Source organism: Abyssicoccus albus (assembly GCF_003815035.1).
Taxonomy (GTDB): Bacteria; Bacillota; Bacilli; order Staphylococcales; family Abyssicoccaceae; genus Abyssicoccus; species Abyssicoccus albus.
In genome coordinates, this window is the sequence record NZ_RKRK01000003.1 from 96,678 (window position 1) to 116,001 (window position 19,324).

21 protein-coding genes are annotated in these 19,324 nt (G+C 35.5%); 4 read left to right on the forward strand and 17 right to left on the reverse strand.

What is annotated here, in order from left to right; translation table 11 throughout:
• Positions 1-12 precede the first annotated feature (12 nt).
• From EDD62_RS05605 to pta, 4 genes are all read right to left on the reverse strand, one after another.
• Complete coding sequence (locus EDD62_RS05605; RefSeq protein ID WP_123807871.1) at positions 13-1,128, reverse strand: ATP-grasp domain-containing protein; 1,116 nt, start codon at positions 1,126-1,128, stop codon at positions 13-15.
• A gap of 136 nt (positions 1,129-1,264) precedes the next feature.
• Complete coding sequence (locus tag EDD62_RS05610; RefSeq protein ID WP_077139727.1) at positions 1,265-1,594, reverse strand: YuzB family protein; 330 nt, start codon at positions 1,592-1,594, stop codon at positions 1,265-1,267.
• The gene (locus EDD62_RS05615) at positions 1,591-2,403 is read right to left on the reverse strand and encodes a lipoate--protein ligase family protein (RefSeq protein WP_282957918.1); all 813 of its coding nucleotides are present in this window, start codon (positions 2,401-2,403) and stop codon (positions 1,591-1,593) included. The genes EDD62_RS05610 and EDD62_RS05615 overlap by 4 nt, the downstream gene beginning before the upstream one ends.
• A gap of 18 nt (positions 2,404-2,421) precedes the next feature.
• Positions 2,422-3,402, reverse strand: a complete 981-nt coding sequence (gene pta, locus EDD62_RS05620) for a phosphate acetyltransferase (RefSeq protein WP_123807872.1) — start codon at positions 3,400-3,402, stop codon at positions 2,422-2,424.
• Between the two features lie 142 nt (positions 3,403-3,544).
• Between pta and hemQ the strand changes: the two genes are divergently transcribed.
• Together hemQ and EDD62_RS05630 are read left to right on the forward strand one after the other, a co-directional pair.
• Complete coding sequence (hemQ, locus tag EDD62_RS05625) at positions 3,545-4,294, forward strand: hydrogen peroxide-dependent heme synthase (RefSeq protein ID WP_123807873.1); 750 nt, start codon at positions 3,545-3,547, stop codon at positions 4,292-4,294.
• 308 nt (positions 4,295-4,602) lie between these two features.
• On the forward strand, positions 4,603-6,198 hold the full coding sequence (locus EDD62_RS05630) for an SLC13 family permease (protein ID WP_414731058.1): 1,596 nt from the start codon (positions 4,603-4,605) through the stop codon (positions 6,196-6,198).
• A gap of 37 nt (positions 6,199-6,235) precedes the next feature.
• Here the strand turns inward: EDD62_RS05630 and EDD62_RS05635 are convergent, their stop codons facing one another.
• Positions 6,236-7,309, reverse strand: coding sequence for a YkvI family membrane protein (locus EDD62_RS05635; protein ID WP_123807874.1), 1,074 nt, complete (start codon positions 7,307-7,309; stop codon positions 6,236-6,238).
• 381 nt (positions 7,310-7,690) lie between these two features.
• On the opposite strand from EDD62_RS05635, the gene EDD62_RS05640 reads away from it, so the two are divergent.
• Together EDD62_RS05640 and EDD62_RS05645 are read left to right on the forward strand one after the other, a co-directional pair.
• Complete coding sequence (locus EDD62_RS05640; RefSeq protein ID WP_123807875.1) at positions 7,691-8,638, forward strand: L-lactate dehydrogenase; 948 nt, start codon at positions 7,691-7,693, stop codon at positions 8,636-8,638.
• A gap of 11 nt (positions 8,639-8,649) precedes the next feature.
• Positions 8,650-10,200, forward strand: a complete 1,551-nt coding sequence (locus EDD62_RS05645; RefSeq protein ID WP_123807876.1) for an L-lactate permease — start codon at positions 8,650-8,652, stop codon at positions 10,198-10,200.
• A 240-nt stretch (positions 10,201-10,440) separates the two neighbouring features.
• On the opposite strand, the gene EDD62_RS05650 is transcribed toward EDD62_RS05645, so the two are convergent.
• The 12 genes from EDD62_RS05650 to EDD62_RS05705 all read right to left on the reverse strand — a co-directional run bounded on the left by EDD62_RS05650 (position 10,441) and on the right by EDD62_RS05705 (position 19,107).
• Positions 10,441-11,160 carry a PAS domain-containing protein gene (locus EDD62_RS05650; protein WP_123807877.1) on the reverse strand — a complete coding sequence of 240 codons (720 nt, stop codon included), beginning with the start codon at positions 11,158-11,160 and terminating at the stop codon, positions 10,441-10,443.
• Positions 11,161-11,163: 3 nt separating this feature from the next.
• Positions 11,164-11,634 carry a hemerythrin domain-containing protein gene (locus EDD62_RS05655; RefSeq protein WP_170152783.1) on the reverse strand — a complete coding sequence of 157 codons (471 nt, stop codon included), beginning with the start codon at positions 11,632-11,634 and terminating at the stop codon, positions 11,164-11,166.
• Between the two features lie 184 nt (positions 11,635-11,818).
• Positions 11,819-12,334 carry an acyl-CoA thioesterase gene (locus EDD62_RS05660; RefSeq protein ID WP_170152784.1) on the reverse strand — a complete coding sequence of 172 codons (516 nt, stop codon included), beginning with the start codon at positions 12,332-12,334 and terminating at the stop codon, positions 11,819-11,821.
• Between the two features lie 44 nt (positions 12,335-12,378).
• Positions 12,379-12,582, reverse strand: coding sequence for a TM2 domain-containing protein (locus EDD62_RS05665; protein ID WP_077139718.1), 204 nt, complete (start codon positions 12,580-12,582; stop codon positions 12,379-12,381).
• 55 nt (positions 12,583-12,637) lie between these two features.
• Positions 12,638-13,120 carry a GNAT family N-acetyltransferase gene (locus tag EDD62_RS05670; RefSeq protein ID WP_123807879.1) on the reverse strand — a complete coding sequence of 161 codons (483 nt, stop codon included), beginning with the start codon at positions 13,118-13,120 and terminating at the stop codon, positions 12,638-12,640.
• 390 nt (positions 13,121-13,510) lie between these two features.
• Positions 13,511-14,026 carry a CueP family metal-binding protein gene (locus tag EDD62_RS05675; protein ID WP_077139717.1) on the reverse strand — a complete coding sequence of 172 codons (516 nt, stop codon included), beginning with the start codon at positions 14,024-14,026 and terminating at the stop codon, positions 13,511-13,513.
• A gap of 88 nt (positions 14,027-14,114) precedes the next feature.
• Complete coding sequence (locus EDD62_RS05680; RefSeq protein ID WP_077139716.1) at positions 14,115-14,420, reverse strand: DUF5052 family protein; 306 nt, start codon at positions 14,418-14,420, stop codon at positions 14,115-14,117.
• 17 nt (positions 14,421-14,437) lie between these two features.
• On the reverse strand, positions 14,438-15,082 hold the full coding sequence (locus EDD62_RS05685) for an HD domain-containing protein (protein ID WP_123807880.1): 645 nt from the start codon (positions 15,080-15,082) through the stop codon (positions 14,438-14,440).
• Between the two features lie 14 nt (positions 15,083-15,096).
• Positions 15,097-15,762, reverse strand: a complete 666-nt coding sequence (locus EDD62_RS05690) for a YjjG family noncanonical pyrimidine nucleotidase (protein ID WP_123807881.1) — start codon at positions 15,760-15,762, stop codon at positions 15,097-15,099.
• Positions 15,763-15,854: 92 nt separating this feature from the next.
• Positions 15,855-17,276, reverse strand: a complete 1,422-nt coding sequence (locus tag EDD62_RS05695; protein ID WP_077139713.1) for a helicase HerA-like domain-containing protein — start codon at positions 17,274-17,276, stop codon at positions 15,855-15,857.
• A gap of 331 nt (positions 17,277-17,607) precedes the next feature.
• Complete coding sequence (locus EDD62_RS05700; RefSeq protein WP_123807882.1) at positions 17,608-18,084, reverse strand: peptide-methionine (S)-S-oxide reductase; 477 nt, start codon at positions 18,082-18,084, stop codon at positions 17,608-17,610.
• A gap of 15 nt (positions 18,085-18,099) precedes the next feature.
• Positions 18,100-19,107 carry a PTS transporter subunit IIC gene (locus EDD62_RS05705; RefSeq protein ID WP_123807883.1) on the reverse strand — a complete coding sequence of 336 codons (1,008 nt, stop codon included), beginning with the start codon at positions 19,105-19,107 and terminating at the stop codon, positions 18,100-18,102.
• Positions 19,108-19,324 lie beyond the last annotated feature (217 nt).

A 19,324-nucleotide genomic window follows, 5' to 3' on the forward strand; every position in this document is an offset into this window, starting at 1 on the left:
CAAAGTTCCCCTTTATATAACCTCTTTATCTCCATTCCATTCGATATCTTCTGTCGTGACAACATTTATTTTACGCTTTTTCGTACGGGCTTCTAACCACCAACCCGCACCACACTTTAATTGTTCAAAGAATATCGCTTTATCTTCTGGATGCCAAAATACGTCTTTACCATATTTCAACTTATCAAATGAAGAACGTTTTGGTTGCTTCATAAAATTAAAAAATGATACGAAAACAAGTTGACGTGTCTCATAGCGTGGTGTCGATTGTTTTAATTTCCATACTTCTTTTCTCATAAACAATGCACCATTCGTCGCTCTTGGATTACACTCAATAAAGTAATACTTTCCATCCACTTCTGATTGAATGACGTCAAATGCGATTTGGTAAGACCAATTTAACGCTTTAATTAGATCATTAATAATTTGGCATAATTCTACATTTTGGTCAGACTTAAAATGCGTTGATGCGTTGTAAGATTCTTGACTATTAGATAAGTATAACGCAGTAGATAATGCTTCTCCCTCATACGCCATCGAGTATGAACACCATTCAGTGCCCGATATAAATTGTTGCACTAAGAATGGATAGTCTATTTGTTGAGTATTCATAAGCTCTTCTCTCGACACTTTACGTACAGATTGTCCAAATCTCGTGAATGCTTGCTTAATAATAAATTCATCACCTGATTGTTCACTTAAAAATTTCTCTAAATCAAGTCTTGTTTGAACAAATTTAGTGCATGGGACGTTAAACCCTAAATTGGATAAAATTTTAGAGAAATTATATTTATTATGCATACTGAGCACTTTATTGAAATCTTCCACCCATACATCTACATCAAGCCTATCTCTAAATTCAGATAAATAAAATGATTCTTCATTTAAGGGAATAATCACGTCGATTTTGTAATATCTACAAATCGCATTAATATCATCGATGTATCCTTCAATATCAAATCGTGGAGCTCTCGTTTTAACAAAGCCACTTAAAAACTTTGAACGTTTGACACTCACCTTCGATGTTGAATCCGTTGCCCATACACTTCGGCCTAATTTCACTTGTTGTTGGATTACTTCATATGCTATCGGTGCGCGACTTCCGGTAATCAATACACGTTCAATCATTGATAAGCCCCCTCATTTATTACTTTATCTGTTATCTATTTCACTTTACCATTTGATTATTAATCCTATGTAAATTAAATATTAAAAATGAGGTAAATTATTCTACTTGAATAATTTACCTCATCGTTTATCAATATTAACTTTTCGTTCTTCGTTCTTTCAATTTAGCCTCTTGTTCTTCTAATCGGCGTTTACGTTCTTCATTTCTTTTTTTCAACCTTGCTTCTTCTTCTGGGTCTCTCTTTTGTTGTAATCGATGTTCTACTTTTTCTAACAATTCTTCTTCTGTTTTCGCTGCGAGTGGTCTATTATTTACGAATGCGAATGTTTTCTTACGCCCAGGACCACAATAAGATTGGCATCCGATGACATATTCTGCATCTGGGTCTAATTTTTTAAGCTTTGGTAATAACGAATGTACATTCACTGCTTGACAGTCATCACATATAAAAATCTCATTCTTCATTCGCCCACCCCTTTCTTTATCATTTTTTCATTACGTTTTAAAACACGGTCATAGTAATACTCGAATCGATCAATTTCATGGCTTGATAATGGTTGATTTAACAACTTGGAGCCATTTGATTTCATTGTAATTAACAATTCCATCATCATATCCATCGCTGTTAATTCAGTGCCTAGCAATTCATTTAATGAAGCCATCTGCGTTGGGTCGATATTGGGATAATTCTCTTGACTGGATTTATCCGTTGCACGGCGATAAAATTCTCGCATCAATCGCGCTCGATCACTTCCTGAGCCTGATACACATAAATATATTTGTACAGCGATGGCATTCTTAATTCTTCGTTGTGAAATCCCTGCAAATTTTTTGCCGTGAATTGATAAATCATAATCTCCTGGGCAATAACTCTGTTCAATTATTTTCGCATCAATAGGGAGTTTGTACTTCGACAATGTCGATTGAATTAGGTCATACATCATTTCATACCCGTCATCAATGGATACTTCAAATCCACCAGGTATAATCAAGGACACGTTAAGCACCCCATCATCTAAAACGACACCAAGTCCTCCAGAATTCCTTACGATATAGTGATACCCTAAAGATTCTAGATATTCTAACCCGTCTTTTAAATGAGGTAGTCGCGCATCCTTAATACCAAGTACAATCGTATTTTGATGGACCCAACTTCTTATAACACGTTCACTCTCATTCGAGCCAACCATCTCACATAACATATCATCATACCCAAACGACTCTAATGGATAATGACCGTATGCGTGATCAATATATCTATATGGATAATTCAAACTGTCCAATGGCTCACCTTAGTCTAATGCTTGAGCAGCTGTTAATAAAGTTAAGTTGTAAACATCTTCTTTAGAGCAACCACGTGATAAGTCGTTAACTGGTGCATTTAACCCTTGCAAAATTGGGCCAATCGCATCATATCCACCAAGACGTTGAGCAATTTTGTAACCGATATTTCCTGCTTCTAAACTCGGGAAGATAAATACATTTGCATCACCTTGAATGTCTGAATCCGGTGCTTTTTTTTGAGCGACTGACGGAACAAATGCCGCGTCAAATTGGAATTCTCCATCAACAATCATATCAGGGTTCAACTTTTTAGCATATTCCACTGCATTTCGTACTTTTTCTGTTTCTTCAGTATCAGCCGATCCTTTCGTTGAGAAGCTTAACATCGCAACTTTTGGTGTCATTCCAAATGCTTTCGCTGTATTATTTGATTCAACTGCGATTTCAGCTAAGTCTTCAGTGGATAACGTCGGGTTAATCGCGCAATCACCAAAGACATATTGCTCATCACCTTTAATCATGAAGAACACACCACTTGTTTTCGATACGCCTTCTTTTGTTTTAATAATTTGAAGCGCAGGTCTTACTGTATCTCCTGTCGAATGTACAGCTCCAGAAACTAATCCATCTGCTTTTTTCGTATATACAAGCATCGTACCGAAATAATTCACATCATTCAGTAATGTTTCTGCTTTATCCTCGTCAACTTTTCCTTTACGACGTTCTAATAGGCTTTCTTTTAATTCCGAACGTAATTCACTTGTTTTAGGATCAATAATTTCAATAGACGATACATCGACTGATAATTCATTTGCTAACGATTTAACTTTGTCGATATTCCCTAATAAAACAGGTGTCACAATCCCTTCTTCTTTAAGCGTTACAGCTGCACTTAATACTCTTTCGTCTTCACCCTCTGGTAACACAATCGTTTTTTGCTCGCCGCTTAACTTTTCTTTTAATGTTTCGATTAAACGTAAGTTTGACATAATATTCTCCTAGCCTTCTTTCATAAAATAATTGATATATGAATTATAACGAAATTTCATCGAAAATTCATCTCTTTAGGATGAATGTTATACATTTTTACGATATGATGAATGATGAATACACTTACAAAGGAGAGATATTATGAACGAAGCAGCAAAAACATTAGACGGTTGGTATAGTTTGCATTTATTTTATGCCATTGACTTTGAAAAGTGGCGTACATTAAGTGCCGATGAACAATCAACAATGATCAACGATTTTAACGCTTACTTATCAAGCTTAGAAAAAGTTCACGAATCAAATAAAGGTTCTCACGCATTTTACAATATTACAGGTCAAAAAGCAGACTTAATGTTATGGCTACTTAGACCAACTATGGATGAATTAAATGCGTTAGAAACAAAATTAAACAAACTTCCAATCAGTGACTACTTAATTCCAACATACTCATACGTATCAGTGATTGAATTAAGTAACTACTTAGCGAAAGATTCTGATGAAGACCCATACGAAAACCCATACATTAAAGCAAGACTCTATCCAGAAGTCCCTAGGTCACCTTATGTATGCTTCTATCCAATGGATAAACGACGTGAAGGTAATGACAACTGGTATATGTTAGATATGGCTGAACGCCGTGAATTAATGAAATCACATGGCATGATCGGCAGAAGTTATGCTGGAATCGTGAAGCAATTCATTACAGGTTCTGTTGGATTCGATGATTACGAATGGGGCGTCACTTTATTTAGCGATGACATTTTACAATTCAAAAAATTAGTCTATGAAATGAGATTTGATGAAGTCAGCGCACGTTACGGTGAATTCGGAAGTTTCTTCGTCGGAACATTACTTGATGATGAGAAGTTTAAATCATTAATGCATGTTTAATTTGTTATTTTGTGGGTATTTAATAATTAATTCTAGCAAAAAGTGAGGTTTAACAGATGAAGAGAATATTAATTAGATTAATTCCAGTCGTTTTACCAATGATTATTAACTATTTCAAAGGTCAAAAAAAAGCTAAATAAAAATAGATTATGAGAGGACATCTGATGATGTCCTCTTTTGTTATGGGTGTATTTATTGTCTGTATTCAGAGTATTCCCGATTTACTCTGATTACCTTACAAAAAACCTTTAAACATTCATTCTGAATTGTTATAATTATTTGCAAACGATTACAAAAGGAGTTTTAATATGTCATCCCATCAAATCAAAAAAGCTCACGATATGTTATGGACAGATCATTATAGAACGAAAGGATTACTCAAGTTTTTCTCCAAACAACCTGAATCTAACTTAAATGATGGCCCTAGCTACAATACATTCCAATTGATAGGATTAGTATTAGGGCCTCTTCTTTTCCTACTCACATTATTATTTTTCCGACCTGCAAACCTTGAGATGCCAGCAATTTTTGTCTTAGCTTCAACCCTATGGATTGCAACATGGTGGATTACAGAAGCAATTCCAATTCCAGTGACTTCATTGCTTCCTCTTGTACTATTTCCGATGGGGAATGTAATGGATAGTGGCACAGTATCTAGCTCATACGGAAATGATATTATTTTCTTATTCATGGGTGGTTTTATTATCGCCATTGCAATGGAACGTTGGAATTTACATACACGTATCGCATTAAATATTATCAATTTTATCGGTACAACAACATCTCGTATAATCCTTGGCTTCATGCTTGCAACAGGGATTATGAGTATGTTCGTATCGAACACTGCTGCAGTAATGATTATGGTTCCGATCGGGCTTGCTTTAATTCTAGAAGCTGAAACCTTATCCGATGGTAAAAACTCGTCCAACATTAAAAAGTTCGAGAAAACTTTACTCTTTGCAATCGGATACGCTGGGACCATTGGTGGACTTGGTACACTCATTGGAACGCCACCTTTAATTTTACTTGCAGGACAAGCGAAAGAATTATTTGATATTGAAATATCATTCGCACAATATATGCTAGTTGGTGTGCCAGCAAGTATTACCTTACTTATCATTACTTGGTTGTATTTACATTTCTTTAGATTCAAATCAACCATGACTCAGTTACCAGGTGGTTCTCGAGTCATTAAAACTGAGCTTCAAAAGTTAGGTAAAATTACGAGAGAAGAAACGATTGTATTATGTATATTCTTACTTGCTGCATTTTTGTGGATTGTTCGAGGATTCTTTTTTCAAAATTTCGAAGCGTTACAACTTGTTAAAGATGGAACAATCGCCATGTTTATCAGTATTTTATTCTTCATCATTCCAACTAGAAAAAAGCCAGGTAGAATATTAGACTGGTCTGTTGTAAAAGATATTCCATGGGGCGTGCTACTGTTATTCGGTGGTGGTTTGGCACTTGCGAGTGGAATTAGTGAATCAGGCCTTGATGTATGGCTAAGTGAACAATTGAAGAACTTAAACGGTATGAACATTGTCCTTATTATTATCGTGATTACATTGTTCGTATTATTCTTAACTGAAATCACATCAAACACAGCAACGGCGACGATGATATTGCCATTACTTGGCGCATTAAGTGTGGCGATTGATGTTCATCCATTAGCCGTAATGTTACCTGCTGCAATGGCGGCCAATTGCGCATTCATGTTACCCGTTGGGACTCCACCGAACGCTATTATATTTGGAACAAATAAATTAACGATTCAAGACATGGCGAAAACTGGATTCTTACTGAATTTAATCGCCTGCGTTCTGATTATATTAATCGTATTATTCTGGTTCCCAATTGTTTTTGGACTAGAGCTAACACCATTCCCAGAGTCATTGAAATAAAGAAAACGTGTCTATTATAAATAATAGACACGTTTTTTTAAGCCTTTTTACGCTTCTTTAAGTACGTATGATATAACATGAAATAGAAAATATGTGAAAGTCCAAAGAATAATCCGACAATACCGATATATTTATAAACAATTCCGATGAGATCAACAAATCCGATAAAGCTTAAGCCGTATCCAACTAATAGACTAATTGCTCCAATTAACTTGTATTTCATCGTTCCAAATTCTCCGAATCGAACGGTATAAGCGAAACTTAATCCAAGTGCCGTGTTATAAATCGCAAGTAACATTATGACACTAATAATCAATCCAAATGTTGGGTGAATATCTTTCGCTAACTGTAACATTGGTAAGTCCACTGAGTTCGCCATTTCAAGCTCTGCCAATATTGACGTATTAATAATGGCAAGTAGTACCATTAACGATATTGCACCGAGAATAACACCGATAATAGATTGCAATTTCCCTTCTTTACCTTCGTAGGATCCAATCGTTGCCATAAAGGCGAAAGCTGTTGCAATTGTAAATCCTGCGTAGTTTATACCATCCCATATTGCTGATCCTGATGAAGCATTTTCAGGTTGAGCCGTTTGGTCAACTGTTGAAAAGTCGATATCTCCACCGAAAATTTGGAATAATGCAATACCAACGACCATCATCGTTAATAATGGAGTAATGAACCCAAGTGCTGTCAAAATCTTATTAAATGGCAGTTGTAATGAAATGAATACAACGATAACTATTAATAATGTTCCAAGCCACGTCGGTACACCGAAACTTTCTCTTAACGTCGACCCTCCACCAGCAACAACGACAATGACGATACAGTAATAAATTAGACTTAATAATAAATCAAAAAAAGCACCAAATTTAAAACCGTAAATCACTTTCATTGATTTCTCATGATCTTCACTTTGATAACGCGTACCAAACTCAGCAATTGCCAATGCTGACAATATAAATACAATACTTGATACAAAAATTCCTATGTAACTATCCATTCCATGGTTAGAGAAGAATTTCAACGCCTCTTGACCTGTTGAAAAACTTGCTCCTACGATAACACCAATTAATGCAAACATCACCTTGATGGTTGTTCTCATATACGTTACTTCACTCCTGATTATATGTTTTTCTAAATCGTCACAATTTTAAGTTTATCATGATATACAATGTATTCCAAATAATGTTCAAATAATTACAAACACGTTGTAATAGCAATATCATTAACGGGAATCGATGATGATGAAGATCTGTATTTATACCAGATAGATACTACACCTTATATGTATTATTTTAAAATACACATACGTTTGTTCAAAAATTTTTATTCTACATCACGTAGACGCTTACATTGCTTATATAATTACTTTTTTATAAATACACATTTATTCTCTAAATGATTCGTGACTTGTATTTCTATATATACATGATATTATATAACTATAATAATTGTGAAATTTATCACATAGGAGGAATTATTCATGCATAAAAACAATCAAAAAGTTGTGTTAATCGGTACAGGTGATGTTGGAGCAAGTTACGCATTCAGTTTATTAAACCAAGGTATCTCAGATGAGTTAGTACTCATCGACTTAAATGAAAAGAAAACAATCGGTGAAGTAAAAGACTTAAATCATGGTAAAACATATGCCCCTTCTCCATTAAAAGTTAAAGCCGGTTCATATGAAGATTGTAAAGATGCTGGACTTGTTGTCATTTGTGCAGGTGCCGCGCAGAAACCAGGTGAAACTAGATTAGATTTAGTTGACAAGAACTTAAAAATCTTTAAATCTATCGTAGATCAAGTCATGGATAGCGGATTCGATGGTATATTCTTGATTGCAACAAATCCAGTCGATATACTAACATATGCAGTACATAAATTCTCTGGATTACCGAAAGAACGTGTCATCGGTTCAGGAACAATTCTTGATACTGCTAGATTTAGATATCTTTTAGGTGAACAATTTGAAGTTAGCCCAACAAGTGTTCACGCGATGGTTATTGGTGAACATGGCGATTCAGAACTTCCTGTTTGGTCTACAGCAGATATTGGTGGCCGCCCTTTATCAATGTTGCTTGATGAATTACCAAACAAAGATGAATTTATGGAAAAAACGTATGTAAATGTTCGTGATGCTGCGTATGAAATTATCGAAGCGAAAGGTTCAACATACTACGGTGTTGCAATGGGACTTGCAAGAATTACAAAAGCCATTATGTCTGATCAAAACGCTGTCCTTACAGTAAGTGCTCTATTAGAAGGTGAATATGGCCATGACGACCTTTACATCGGAGTGCCTGCCATTATTAACAAAGATGGTATTAGAGAAATCATTGAATTGCCACTAAATGACGTTGAAACTCAGCAATTTAGTAAATCAGTAGAAACAATCAAAAATATTCAAAATCCATTTTTTGAAGCTTAGGAGTGTAAATTATGTTAGTAGATTCATTCGATCCATTAGGTAATTTGTATTTATCCAGTGTTGTCGCAGCGATTCCAATTATTTTGTTCTTAACGTTACTAACAGTGATGAAAGTAAAGGGAATCAATGCATCTTGGATTACTTTAGTTGTGACAACACTTATAGCAATGCTAGTTTTTAATTTAAATTTAGAACAAACATCAGGGAGTATATTGCAAGGTGTAATCATTGGCTTATTCCCTATCGGCTATATTATTACAATGGCCATTTGGCTATACAAAGTAACCCTTGAGAGTGGAAAGTTCGACATTATTCAAGACAGTATTATCCAAATCACAGCTGACCAACGTGTACAATTTTTATTAATCGGTTTTTGTTTAAATGCGTTTCTAGAAGGGGCTGCTGGATTTGGAGTACCTATCGCGATTTGTGCGGTATTACTTGTACAATTAGGTTTCAAACCGTTAGAAGCTGCGATGCTATGTTTGATCGCCAACGGCTCTAGTGGTGCTTTCGGTGCGATTGGTATACCGGTTGCAATTGTCGATACATTTAATTTAGAAGGTATTTCTGCATTAGAAGTTTCACAAATGTCTGCATTAACATTACCTATCATTAATTTTGTTATTCCAGCTTTATTAATCTTTATTATCGATGGATTCAAAGGAATTAAAGAAACTTTACCAGCAATTTTAACAGCATCAATAATATTCACAATCTCACAAGTTGTTATTACAGTATTTATGGGGCCTGAACTTGCTGACATATTCCCAAGTTTATTCGCAATGATTGGTATTGCTATTCTTAGTCGATTCTGGCAGCCGAAAAATACGTTTAGACTGTCTGACGAAGAGATTGAAACGAAAGCTCATCCAATCGGTACGATTGCAAAAGCTTGGTCACCATTTATCTTATTAACAGTGCTTATTTTAATCTGGTCAGTACCACAAATTGCTGATCTTTTAGCAAAATCAACGGTCACAATACCGTTACCTGGTGGATTAGAGTCACCAATTAATTTAATCGGTGCGACGGGGACAGCTTTATTACTTGCCGTTATCATTACGATATTAACTTCGCCAACGGTCAGTATCGGAGAAGGCTTCAACCTATTGATGAAATCCATTAAAGAATTATGGATTCCGATTTTAACAATTTCATTAATCTTGGCGATTGCTAAAGTGACAACTTATAGTGGTATGATTGCAGCACTCGGACAAGTTGCTTCAAAAACTGGCGCAATTTTCCCACTACTCTCTCCAGTACTCGGTTGGATTGGTGTCTTCATGACAGGATCAGTAGTGAATAACAATACGTTATTTGCAGGAATTCAAGCAACTGCTGCAAGTAATATGGGCGTTAACGGAAATCTTCTCGTTGCTGCTAATACAGTCGGTGGTAGTATTGGTAAACTAATTTCACCACAATCGATTGCCATCGCAACCGCAGCTGTTAATAAAACAGGTGAAGAATCTGCATTACTCAAAATGACAATGAAATATAGTATTGCCCTATTAATCTTCTTATGTATTTGGACATTCGCATTGACAATGTTTATGTAATAATCAAAAATCATTTGATATAAAATTGAATAATACTAGAAATAAAAGAAGCGATAAAATTTGATGATTATCAAATTTTATCGCTATTTCTTTACTTTATTAAGGATTTTAGTTCTGTAAGCAGAGTATTTCTCATTTACTCTGCTTACAGAAAAAAGTCTTTTATTATATTCTTGCCATTACTTCCATTATATAATAGTGTCATTTTCATCAGCTTGGAATAAATAAAATATTTGTCACTTATATACCTCTATTTTTTTCATCAATCGGGGTAATATGTTTCTTAATGGGTTCATCGAGTTCAAAGAATGGTTGTATATCTTGAACGTATTCTAGAACACCCATGAATTCATCATCGTCATCAAATACACCTTTGTATGTGACGAAAATAAACTCATCTCCTTTTTTAAACCACATATGCTCTTTCTCTTTTTGCTTTGATTCTAACTGTCTTATAATTTGCATCACTTTCCCCATACTTTTCGGAGGATGACAATTGGCTACGTGACGGCCAATAGAAATTGGTGTACGTATAAACATCATATCTTTAGACTCAACGATATCATTAAAGTATTTGAATAAACCATTACGATCAACGAACGTTAATTCTAACGGAATATTATCCAAAATTAAATCTACTTCTTTCAACGTCAAATACCCTTGGCCAATTTTATGTTGTTCACTATGGTCCAATTGTTCTTTCTTTGATATATGTTGTGACTTATCGACGTGCACAGCGTAACCGAACGCTTCACTCTCAGCATCAATTGCTTTAAAGTCTTCTATCGTAAACAATTGATTGACAATCGGGAACAGTAAGTAATGTTCGAAGTCTAACATATTTTGAAATGCTTCTATAAATTGGTTCTTACTCATTTCAATATGCCTTGATTCTAACTCACCAATTCTGACACTTCTATTTTCTAACGCTTTGAAGTAAGCTCTAACATCATCATCCATTCGTCACATCGTCCGTGTAAGACTATTCACTTGATAACGTTCTAATATTGGGAAAAATAATTTCTCTTTACGATTGTAATGTGCATTAAATCGTTTAATTTCTTTGATTAACCCGTTCAATTCATTAGATAATTGACCTTTCACTAAATCTAAATCAACGAGTGGATTCAAATGATTGAGCTGCGCTCTGAATAGTTCATTTTCCTCTTTCATTAGCTGGAGTGGATGATGCATCCAACCTTGATGGTTGAATGTCAGTAAGTCAGGCTCTATATGCTTTATAAACTCATTTAAAAATAATGTCACATCTTTGATTTTGACATTCTTATTCATTTCGAACACGTTCAATGTTGCGAGCAATATATCTATCGTCGATTCATCTTCTAACTTTGTGATTAAGATATGATTTTGTAATTCATTCGCTTTTAATTTATCCATCAATAGATGGATTGTCTGTATGAGTGGTGTATTCATTTTATCACCCTTAAAGTAGTATTTTATATGTATATTATAACGTATAATAAGTCCTTTTATTGAAGCGTTTGTGTCGATTTCATCACAATCAGTAATTGAACACATAAAGAATGATTATAAAAATGAGTAATAAAAAGCCGAGCATATACATAATATATACTCGGGAATTTTCATGGTGATTTATTTAATTATTTTCCATAAATTTAGTTAAGTACTTGATTGTCCCTTTCGTTTGAATCCTTCTATCTTGTCTAGTATTCACACGAGCTTCTGACGTTTCATACAACCACTTCTCTACTTCAGTTTCTGGGTATACCTTCGGTAATTGTCTCTTCGTTCCATCATCATTAATTGCGACAAACGTTAAAAAGCTTAACGCAGCAAGACTAGATTTATGATCCTTTGGATCATCTACACGTATTTGCACACAAATTTCCATTGACGATCTCCCGACATAAGATACGACCCCTTCGTAAGTAACGATATCACCTGTTCTAATTGGTTTAATGAAGTCGATAGAGTCAATCGATGCCGTGACACAGTTAATACCACTATGTTTCATTGCAGTGATTGCAGCGACTTCATCCATATTTGCCATGATTTTACCACCGAACATCGTATTCAAATGATTCGTATGCTCTGGAAAGACTTGTGTGGATTTAATTGATTTTGATTTTGACATTGGGACTTTGTTTTCCATATTGTCACGCTTCACTTTCTCATTTTAATGATTTATTTTCTTTATTATTTAATAATGTTACCTTCCTCATCTGACGGTTTGAAAATGGTTAATATTCCTTCAATAATTCCTAGAATTTCTGGAATACCTGTCCAGAAGAATAATAAATATAGAACGCCTCTTCCGTTGTTCTTCGCATAGAATTTATGCAATCCTAATCCGCCGAAAAATATTGCTAACACAATATAAATAATCTTATTTACTTTCATATACATGACCTCCTATTTATTATTATCGTTATAATAAATATACCCGGAAGTCACATTATTTAACCATGAAGTTTCTTTTCATGACCATTAATTTACCACGATGGGAGACAATATTTTCTTTATCGATTTTGAACCCAACTTTTGCATAAGTTTTTTGAGCGGCAATGTTCAATTCATTCACTGCCAATATAACTCCGTCAAGGTCCGCTTCAATTTCTTTCAAAATAAAATCGTCTAACATGTCAAAACTTGATTTGGCATACCCTAACTTTCTATGACGCTCATCGATTGAGTAACCTCTAAGTAAAATGACATTATTACGATAACCATACATCTCAGGGCCTTCATCTAAATGTAAACAAAAGAAACCGACGACAACGTCATCTTTTTGAATGATTATAGGGTAGCGATTCTTGTCACCTTCACAATCTCTCACAACGGTTAACGGATGATCAGTAAATGTTCTATCGTGGAATTGGTATGTGTTTATCGCATCAAAATGGTCTTCCTTTGAATACATTATGAGTTGAATTGTCATGTTTAAAGCCCCCTTTTTAATGTTTAGATATCATGATTTCTAGACGTTTTCTTCGTTATCATGCGCGTAAATCCAATTTGCGCGCACCATATCACGATTTCTAGTCGTTTTCTTCGTTATCGTGCGCGTAAATCCAATTTGCGCGCACCATATCACGATTTCTAGTCGTTTTCTTCGTTATCGTGCGCGTAAATTCAATTTGCGCGCACCATATTGCGATTTCTAGCCGTTTTCTTCGTTATCGTGCGCGTAAAATCAATTTACGCGTACCATATATTTATTCAAATTCAAGATAATTTTATTATGAATTGAATAACTTGTCACTAATTATTTTTTTGAAAATTTCAAAAAAGAAGCTTAGGACGATTCGTTCTAAACTTCTTCCAAATATTATTTTAATTGCAAATCGGTAATGCAAGTATTGTCGCCTTCATTTGTCGTGATATCTTTCTCAACAACTTTACCGTCATGCTTCATCGTCACATGATATTGCTTCCCTTTTTCTAGCCAGAAATCTAAGAATCCATTGTCTGGTGTTGTCATCGTTTCATCGACCACGACTTCACCGTCTTCATCTTCAATAAGCACTTCAATATCTTCTCCTACAAGCTCCCCTTGGCAACCTGATAGACTATGAATTTCACATGGATGTGTTTCGTTGATATAGGGTGCCATTGAAACAAAAAATTCACTTTCTGGTAAATTATATTTCTTCGTTTCTCCATCATTCTCAACCGTTAACGTTTCACTTGAGATTGACGCTGCTTTCACTTCTTTGTTTCCACTCAACTCTTGGACAAGTTGTTTAATATCATCTGTCTTTGAGGTCTCATTAGACTCATCATTCGAACAACCTTGTAACACGAGTACACTGAACAACACAATCGATATAATTCTCTTCATCATGACTCTCCTTAATCATTTATATTTATATTCTTATTATAACCATATGAATTAGGATATAATACGTCATGTTATGACAATATGTTGAAGATTATTTAGAAACTTCAACATCCTCTACACCTTTTTCTTCAATGACAACATTTGCATTAATGATTTGAATTCTTTTGCCATCGATATTCAAAATGACTTGATTGCCTGTTTCACTGCTATTCTTTGTCCGGACGTTTTTTCCTTTATATTGTTTAATCACTTCACCGTCTTCACTATAGATCGTGACTGTTCTTTCTAATCCTGACGTATTACTTTCGAAATCTTTACCCCAATCATCTAGTGCAGCACATCCTGATAACAACATTGCCGTAGTACTAATCACTAAAAAGTATTTAAATTTTTTCATCAATATATTCCCCTTTTTTATGATCTATATGCTTCATGATTAAATTGGTCTAAAAATGACTCAATCACTTCTGTTCGTTCTTTTGCTAAGCGCTTAGCACTTGGTCGATTCATTGTTTTATGTAAGTGAATGAGTTTCTCATAGAAGTGATTGATCGCAGTCCCTTGATTCCGATAATTATCTGTCGTTAACGTCTCTAAATCTCTTGGGCACTCTTCATCATATAACAAATGCCCCGCTTGACCTGCATAATAAAATGTCCTAGCGATACCCATCGCGCCAAGTGAATCGATTCGATCAGCATCTTGGACGATTTGGCCTTCTAACGTTAATTCATAACGTGATTGTAAGTTTCTTGAGTAACTCATATGCGTAATAATATCATGGATATGATGAATTTCTTCCTCTGTAACACATGCGTCCTTTAAACATTGATCGACATCTTGTAATGCTTTATCTGGATCTGTTGTCACTTTATCATCGATGACATCATGAACATATATCGCTGCATGAATCAAGTCAACTTGAGATTGAGCCAACGTTTCATCTTTCATAATATCATTCGCATTTTTTATGACACGACAAATATGACGATAATCGTGCCCTGTTAAATCTCCTGCTAACCGCTCTTTTGAAAATTGTTGAATCTTAGTTAAGTCCATATACACACCACACACTATAAAATTTCTTTCAACGCTTGTAACGTATAAATTTGGTATTTTGCTGTATGATTCGATGCTTCTCCGAAATAACACGCATCTATCTTCGCACGATTGGCCCCTTCGATATCAGATGTAAGACTATCACCCACCATTAATATCTGCTTTTTATCTATATTTCCAAGTCTTTCAATCGCCTGCTCAAAAAACTCGACGTGTGGTTTATCATAGCCAATTTCCTCGGAAATAAAGTGGTGATCAAAATAATCGAACAGTTGAGTACCTTTTAACCGCTTCATTTGAGTTTCATACACTCCATTGGATGCACTACACACAATGTAGTCTTTGTTCTGTAAGTACTCAAGCAGTGAGTGTGCTCCATCAATTAATTGCGTATTACTTTCGAGTACTGAACGGAATAATCGATCTTTTTGAACACCATCTACTTTAATATGATGTCGCTCAAAGAATAGCTCAAACCGTTTCGTAATCACTTCTTTCTTCGTCAATTCACCCGTCTCTAACTTGCGCCATGTCGCTTGATTGATTTGTTTGTATTCAGCGAATAAATCATCGGTAATTGTTAAATCTTCTGACTTGAACACTTCACGAATTGCTTCATTTTCAGCGGCGTCAAAGTCGAATATTGTTTTGTCTAAATCTAGAAAAATATATCGGTACATCCAATCTTCCTTTATCTATTTATGATTTTTGTTACGTCTTTTTCCAGGTGAAAATATTGAAGCAATGATGTCTATAATCATATCAACAATGATCATCGACGCTTTCTCCCTCCGAATAAGTTCCGAACAATTTCTTTACCAATTTGTCGTCCAACAGTGGATAATACATTGGTCGCTACACGTTTGAATTCAATATTGTCCTTTTTAGTTGATTTCTTTGTTTCTGGAACTTTTTGAGTCTTTTCAACTTTCTTTTCAAGCATTTCATAAGCACTTTCACGATCGACGATATCTTGATATTGATGATGAAACGGATTATTTTCTATAACAGTTTGTTTCACCGTATCGTCAATGACGCCAATTTTACTCTCCGGTGGCCTAATGAGTGCACGTTCAACGATAGACGGTTGCCCATCTTCATTCAAGCAGGAAATCAATGCTTCACCAGTTTTCAATTCTCCGATCACTTGCTCGACATCTAATTCAGGATTTTGTCTAAACGTTTCAGCGGCACTCTTGACGGCTTTTTGATCACGAGGCGTAAATGATCTCAATGCATGTTGTACACGATTCCCTAACTGAGATAACACTTCGTCTGGCAAATCAATAGGGTTCTGTGTAATGAAATAAACCCCGACGCCTTTAGAACGAATGAGTCGGACAACTTGTTCTACTTGATCGACAAACGCTTTCGGAGCATCATCAAATAATAGATGCGCTTCATCAAAGAAAAACACAAGCTTCGGTTTGTCTAAATCACCGACCTCAGGCAATTCTTCGAACAACTCCGTCAATAACCACAATAAAAATGTCGAATATAATCTCGGTTTTGTATAAAGGTTTTCGGCCATCAAAACGTTAATGATCCCTTGTCCATCCTCTGAATGTTGAATGAAGTCATTCAATTCGATTGATGGCTCTTGGAAAAAGCTTTCTGCACCTTGAGCTTCAAGTTCTAACAATCGCCTTTGGATCGCACCGACGGATTGTTTTGCTACATTACCATATAAGCCGCTATATTCACTACTATTTTCATACATATCCTTTAATACTGCTTGTAAATCTTTATAATCAAGCATTACAATACCTTGTTCATCACAAATTTTGAACGCGATATTCATCACACCCGTTTGAGTATCATTTAGCTCAAGCAAACGTGATAAAAGCATTGGTCCCATTTCAGTAATCGTCGTTCTGACAGGTGTTCCTTGCTCACCAAAAATGTCCCAAAGTCTAACAGGGAATTGATTCGGTGTATAATCATCGATTCCCATTGTATCAAGACGTTGTTGTATTTTCTCGTTGATTTCAATAGGTTCAGCAAGGCTCGCTAAATCCCCTTTAATATCTGCTAAAAATACAGGAACACCTGCTTTTGAAAACTGTTCTGCTAATACTTTTAATGTCACTGTTTTCCCAGTTCCAGTTGCCCCTGCAATCAATCCATGTCGATTCGCCATATCCAGTCTTAATTGAATATGTTTATTATTTTTCGCGATATTAATAGCTTCCATATGAACACCCATTTCATTAATTAATATAGTTATATTATATCGTATTCATAGTTATTATTTAACAAAGAAAGTCTTCAAACAAGTATTACTACTTCATTTGAAGACATAATGGTATGTTCATCCCGTACTTGCGCGCAGGTATGGACACTTTTGGCCTTTTTCACCCCGTAACTTGCGCGCAGATTCAGTTTCCGCGCAAGTACAAACACTCTCAGCCTCTTTTCAACCCATACTTGCGCGCAGATTCAGTTTGCGCGCAAGTACGAACACTCTCAGCCTCTTTTCAACCCATACTTGCGCGCAGATTCAGTTTGCGCGCAAGTACGAAAATTTAACGAATATATTTCAATAATAACGCCTGAGGGATGTGACAATAATCGTCTGGATATTTGTCCAAATGATCTTGATGAATGGCTGCACTTTTCACGTAATTAGTAAGTGGTAACACTTCAACTTGAATATCTTCAGAATCATCACGTTGATTGATATAGCGACGTGCTTCAGTCAAATGTGATTCTAATTCACTGTAAACACCTGTGCGATATTTTTCACCGACATCATCACCTTGTTTGTTGATGCTATATGGGTCAATAATTTCAAAGAAGTAACCCATTAATTGATCAACAGTGACTTTATGGTGATCAAAGGTTGTTTTCACGCATTCAGCGTAACCATCATATGCTCCGTCTAATGTGTTAGTCTGTCCATTCGCTCGACCGGCTTCTGTCTCAATAACACCTGGTAATGTTTTAATAAATGCTTGAACACCCCACAAACAGCCTCCAGCAAAATAGATTGTCTGTTTCATAACATTCCCCTTTACTCATTCAACAATTTGTATTGTATGGTCACCTTTTCGAATAAGTCCTATCTTCATCATTAATGAATAAATTGTAAAACTTACAATCGCAGGAAGCAAGAAATAGAATATAGCAATCAGTGTATATGTTTCAATACTTGCGCCCATGACACGAATTGTCATCAACGGTCCAACGAAACCACTCGTTCCCATTCCTGCTCCGATTGCATTATTATACATTGGAAATAGTGTTGTCATAATCGGTGCTACGAGCGCACTCGCTAACGTTGGTGGGATAATTATATATGGATTTTTTAATATGTTCGGTACTTGTAACATACTCGTTCCGATACCGATAGAAATCAATCCACTTAATCCATTATCACGATAACTATTAACACTAAACCCAATCATCTGACAGACACAGCCAATCGTTGCTGCACCGGCAGCAAGCCCTTCCAGATTTAACATTAAACAAATGGCTGCACTCGATATCGGTGCCGTTAATGTTAATCCAACTATTACTGCAACGAGGATCCCCATCACTAACGGTTGTTGTTCAGTTGATGCAACAATCACACGCCCAATACTTTGCATCACTTCATTTAGGAAGGGGCCGACAAATTTTGCAACACCGCTTCCAATAAGAAGTGAGAGTAATGGCGTTATAATAATATCGATGGATGTCCTGGATGCGTATAATTTACTCGTTTCACAGACAACTAAAGTCGCTAAATACGCTCCTACAGGACCTCCTGAATATGTATCGTATGCTAAATACCCAACGATAATCGCACTAAAAAGGACGAGTGGTTTACTCTTAAATCCATACGCCATCGCACCACCAATTGCCGCTCCTGTAAGTGACATTGCAACTTTCCCAATCTCTGACAGCATCGACAAATCAAGCTGCTTTACTAACGTTTGTTGACCTACCGTATCTAATATCAGACCGATGATCAAAGAACAAAATAAACCTAACGCCATATAACTTAAACCATCAATAAACCACTTCTTTAAAATCCCTTTCATGTTGTGCCCCCAAATCAATTTTGATCATACATTTCTAAATATGTATATCATTATTATACAAATATCCATCACAACATGCGAATGCATATTAGAAGTATCACTAATATTGACGTCACAATCAATTGTTTTCCGGGTAACTTTATACCTTCTTTAGAAATAAACACTTTAGAAATAAACAAAAAAATATGTATCACATATTGTGATACATATTTTTGAA

Excerpts from the sequence above, each read along its gene's own strand:
- EDD62_RS05605 (WP_123807871.1), bottom strand. The coding sequence starts at position 1,128 with ATGATTGAACGTGTATTGATTACCGGAAGTCGCGCACCGATAGCATAT.
- EDD62_RS05610 (WP_077139727.1), bottom strand. The coding sequence starts at position 1,594 with ATGAAGAATGAGATTTTTATATGTGATGACTGTCAAGCAGTGAATGTA.
- pta (WP_123807872.1), bottom strand. The coding sequence starts at position 3,402 with ATGTCAAACTTACGTTTAATCGAAACATTAAAAGAAAAGTTAAGCGGC.
- hemQ (WP_123807873.1), top strand. The coding sequence starts at position 3,545 with ATGAACGAAGCAGCAAAAACATTAGACGGTTGGTATAGTTTGCATTTA.
- EDD62_RS05630 (WP_414731058.1), top strand. The coding sequence starts at position 4,603 with ATGTCATCCCATCAAATCAAAAAAGCTCACGATATGTTATGGACAGAT.
- EDD62_RS05635 (WP_123807874.1), bottom strand. The coding sequence starts at position 7,309 with ATGAGAACAACCATCAAGGTGATGTTTGCATTAATTGGTGTTATCGTA.
- EDD62_RS05640 (WP_123807875.1), top strand. The coding sequence starts at position 7,691 with ATGCATAAAAACAATCAAAAAGTTGTGTTAATCGGTACAGGTGATGTT.
- EDD62_RS05645 (WP_123807876.1), top strand. The coding sequence starts at position 8,650 with ATGTTAGTAGATTCATTCGATCCATTAGGTAATTTGTATTTATCCAGT.
- EDD62_RS05650 (WP_123807877.1), bottom strand. The coding sequence starts at position 11,160 with ATGGATGATGATGTTAGAGCTTACTTCAAAGCGTTAGAAAATAGAAGT.
- EDD62_RS05655 (WP_170152783.1), bottom strand. The coding sequence starts at position 11,634 with ATGAATACACCACTCATACAGACAATCCATCTATTGATGGATAAATTA.
- EDD62_RS05660 (WP_170152784.1), bottom strand. The coding sequence starts at position 12,334 with ATGGAAAACAAAGTCCCAATGTCAAAATCAAAATCAATTAAATCCACA.
- EDD62_RS05665 (WP_077139718.1), bottom strand. The coding sequence starts at position 12,582 with ATGAAAGTAAATAAGATTATTTATATTGTGTTAGCAATATTTTTCGGC.
- EDD62_RS05670 (WP_123807879.1), bottom strand. The coding sequence starts at position 13,120 with ATGACAATTCAACTCATAATGTATTCAAAGGAAGACCATTTTGATGCG.
- EDD62_RS05675 (WP_077139717.1), bottom strand. The coding sequence starts at position 14,026 with ATGATGAAGAGAATTATATCGATTGTGTTGTTCAGTGTACTCGTGTTA.
- EDD62_RS05680 (WP_077139716.1), bottom strand. The coding sequence starts at position 14,420 with ATGAAAAAATTTAAATACTTTTTAGTGATTAGTACTACGGCAATGTTG.
- EDD62_RS05685 (WP_123807880.1), bottom strand. The coding sequence starts at position 15,082 with ATGGACTTAACTAAGATTCAACAATTTTCAAAAGAGCGGTTAGCAGGA.
- EDD62_RS05690 (WP_123807881.1), bottom strand. The coding sequence starts at position 15,762 with ATGTACCGATATATTTTTCTAGATTTAGACAAAACAATATTCGACTTT.
- EDD62_RS05695 (WP_077139713.1), bottom strand. The coding sequence starts at position 17,276 with ATGGAAGCTATTAATATCGCGAAAAATAATAAACATATTCAATTAAGA.
- EDD62_RS05700 (WP_123807882.1), bottom strand. The coding sequence starts at position 18,084 with ATGAAACAGACAATCTATTTTGCTGGAGGCTGTTTGTGGGGTGTTCAA.
- EDD62_RS05705 (WP_123807883.1), bottom strand. The coding sequence starts at position 19,107 with ATGAAAGGGATTTTAAAGAAGTGGTTTATTGATGGTTTAAGTTATATG.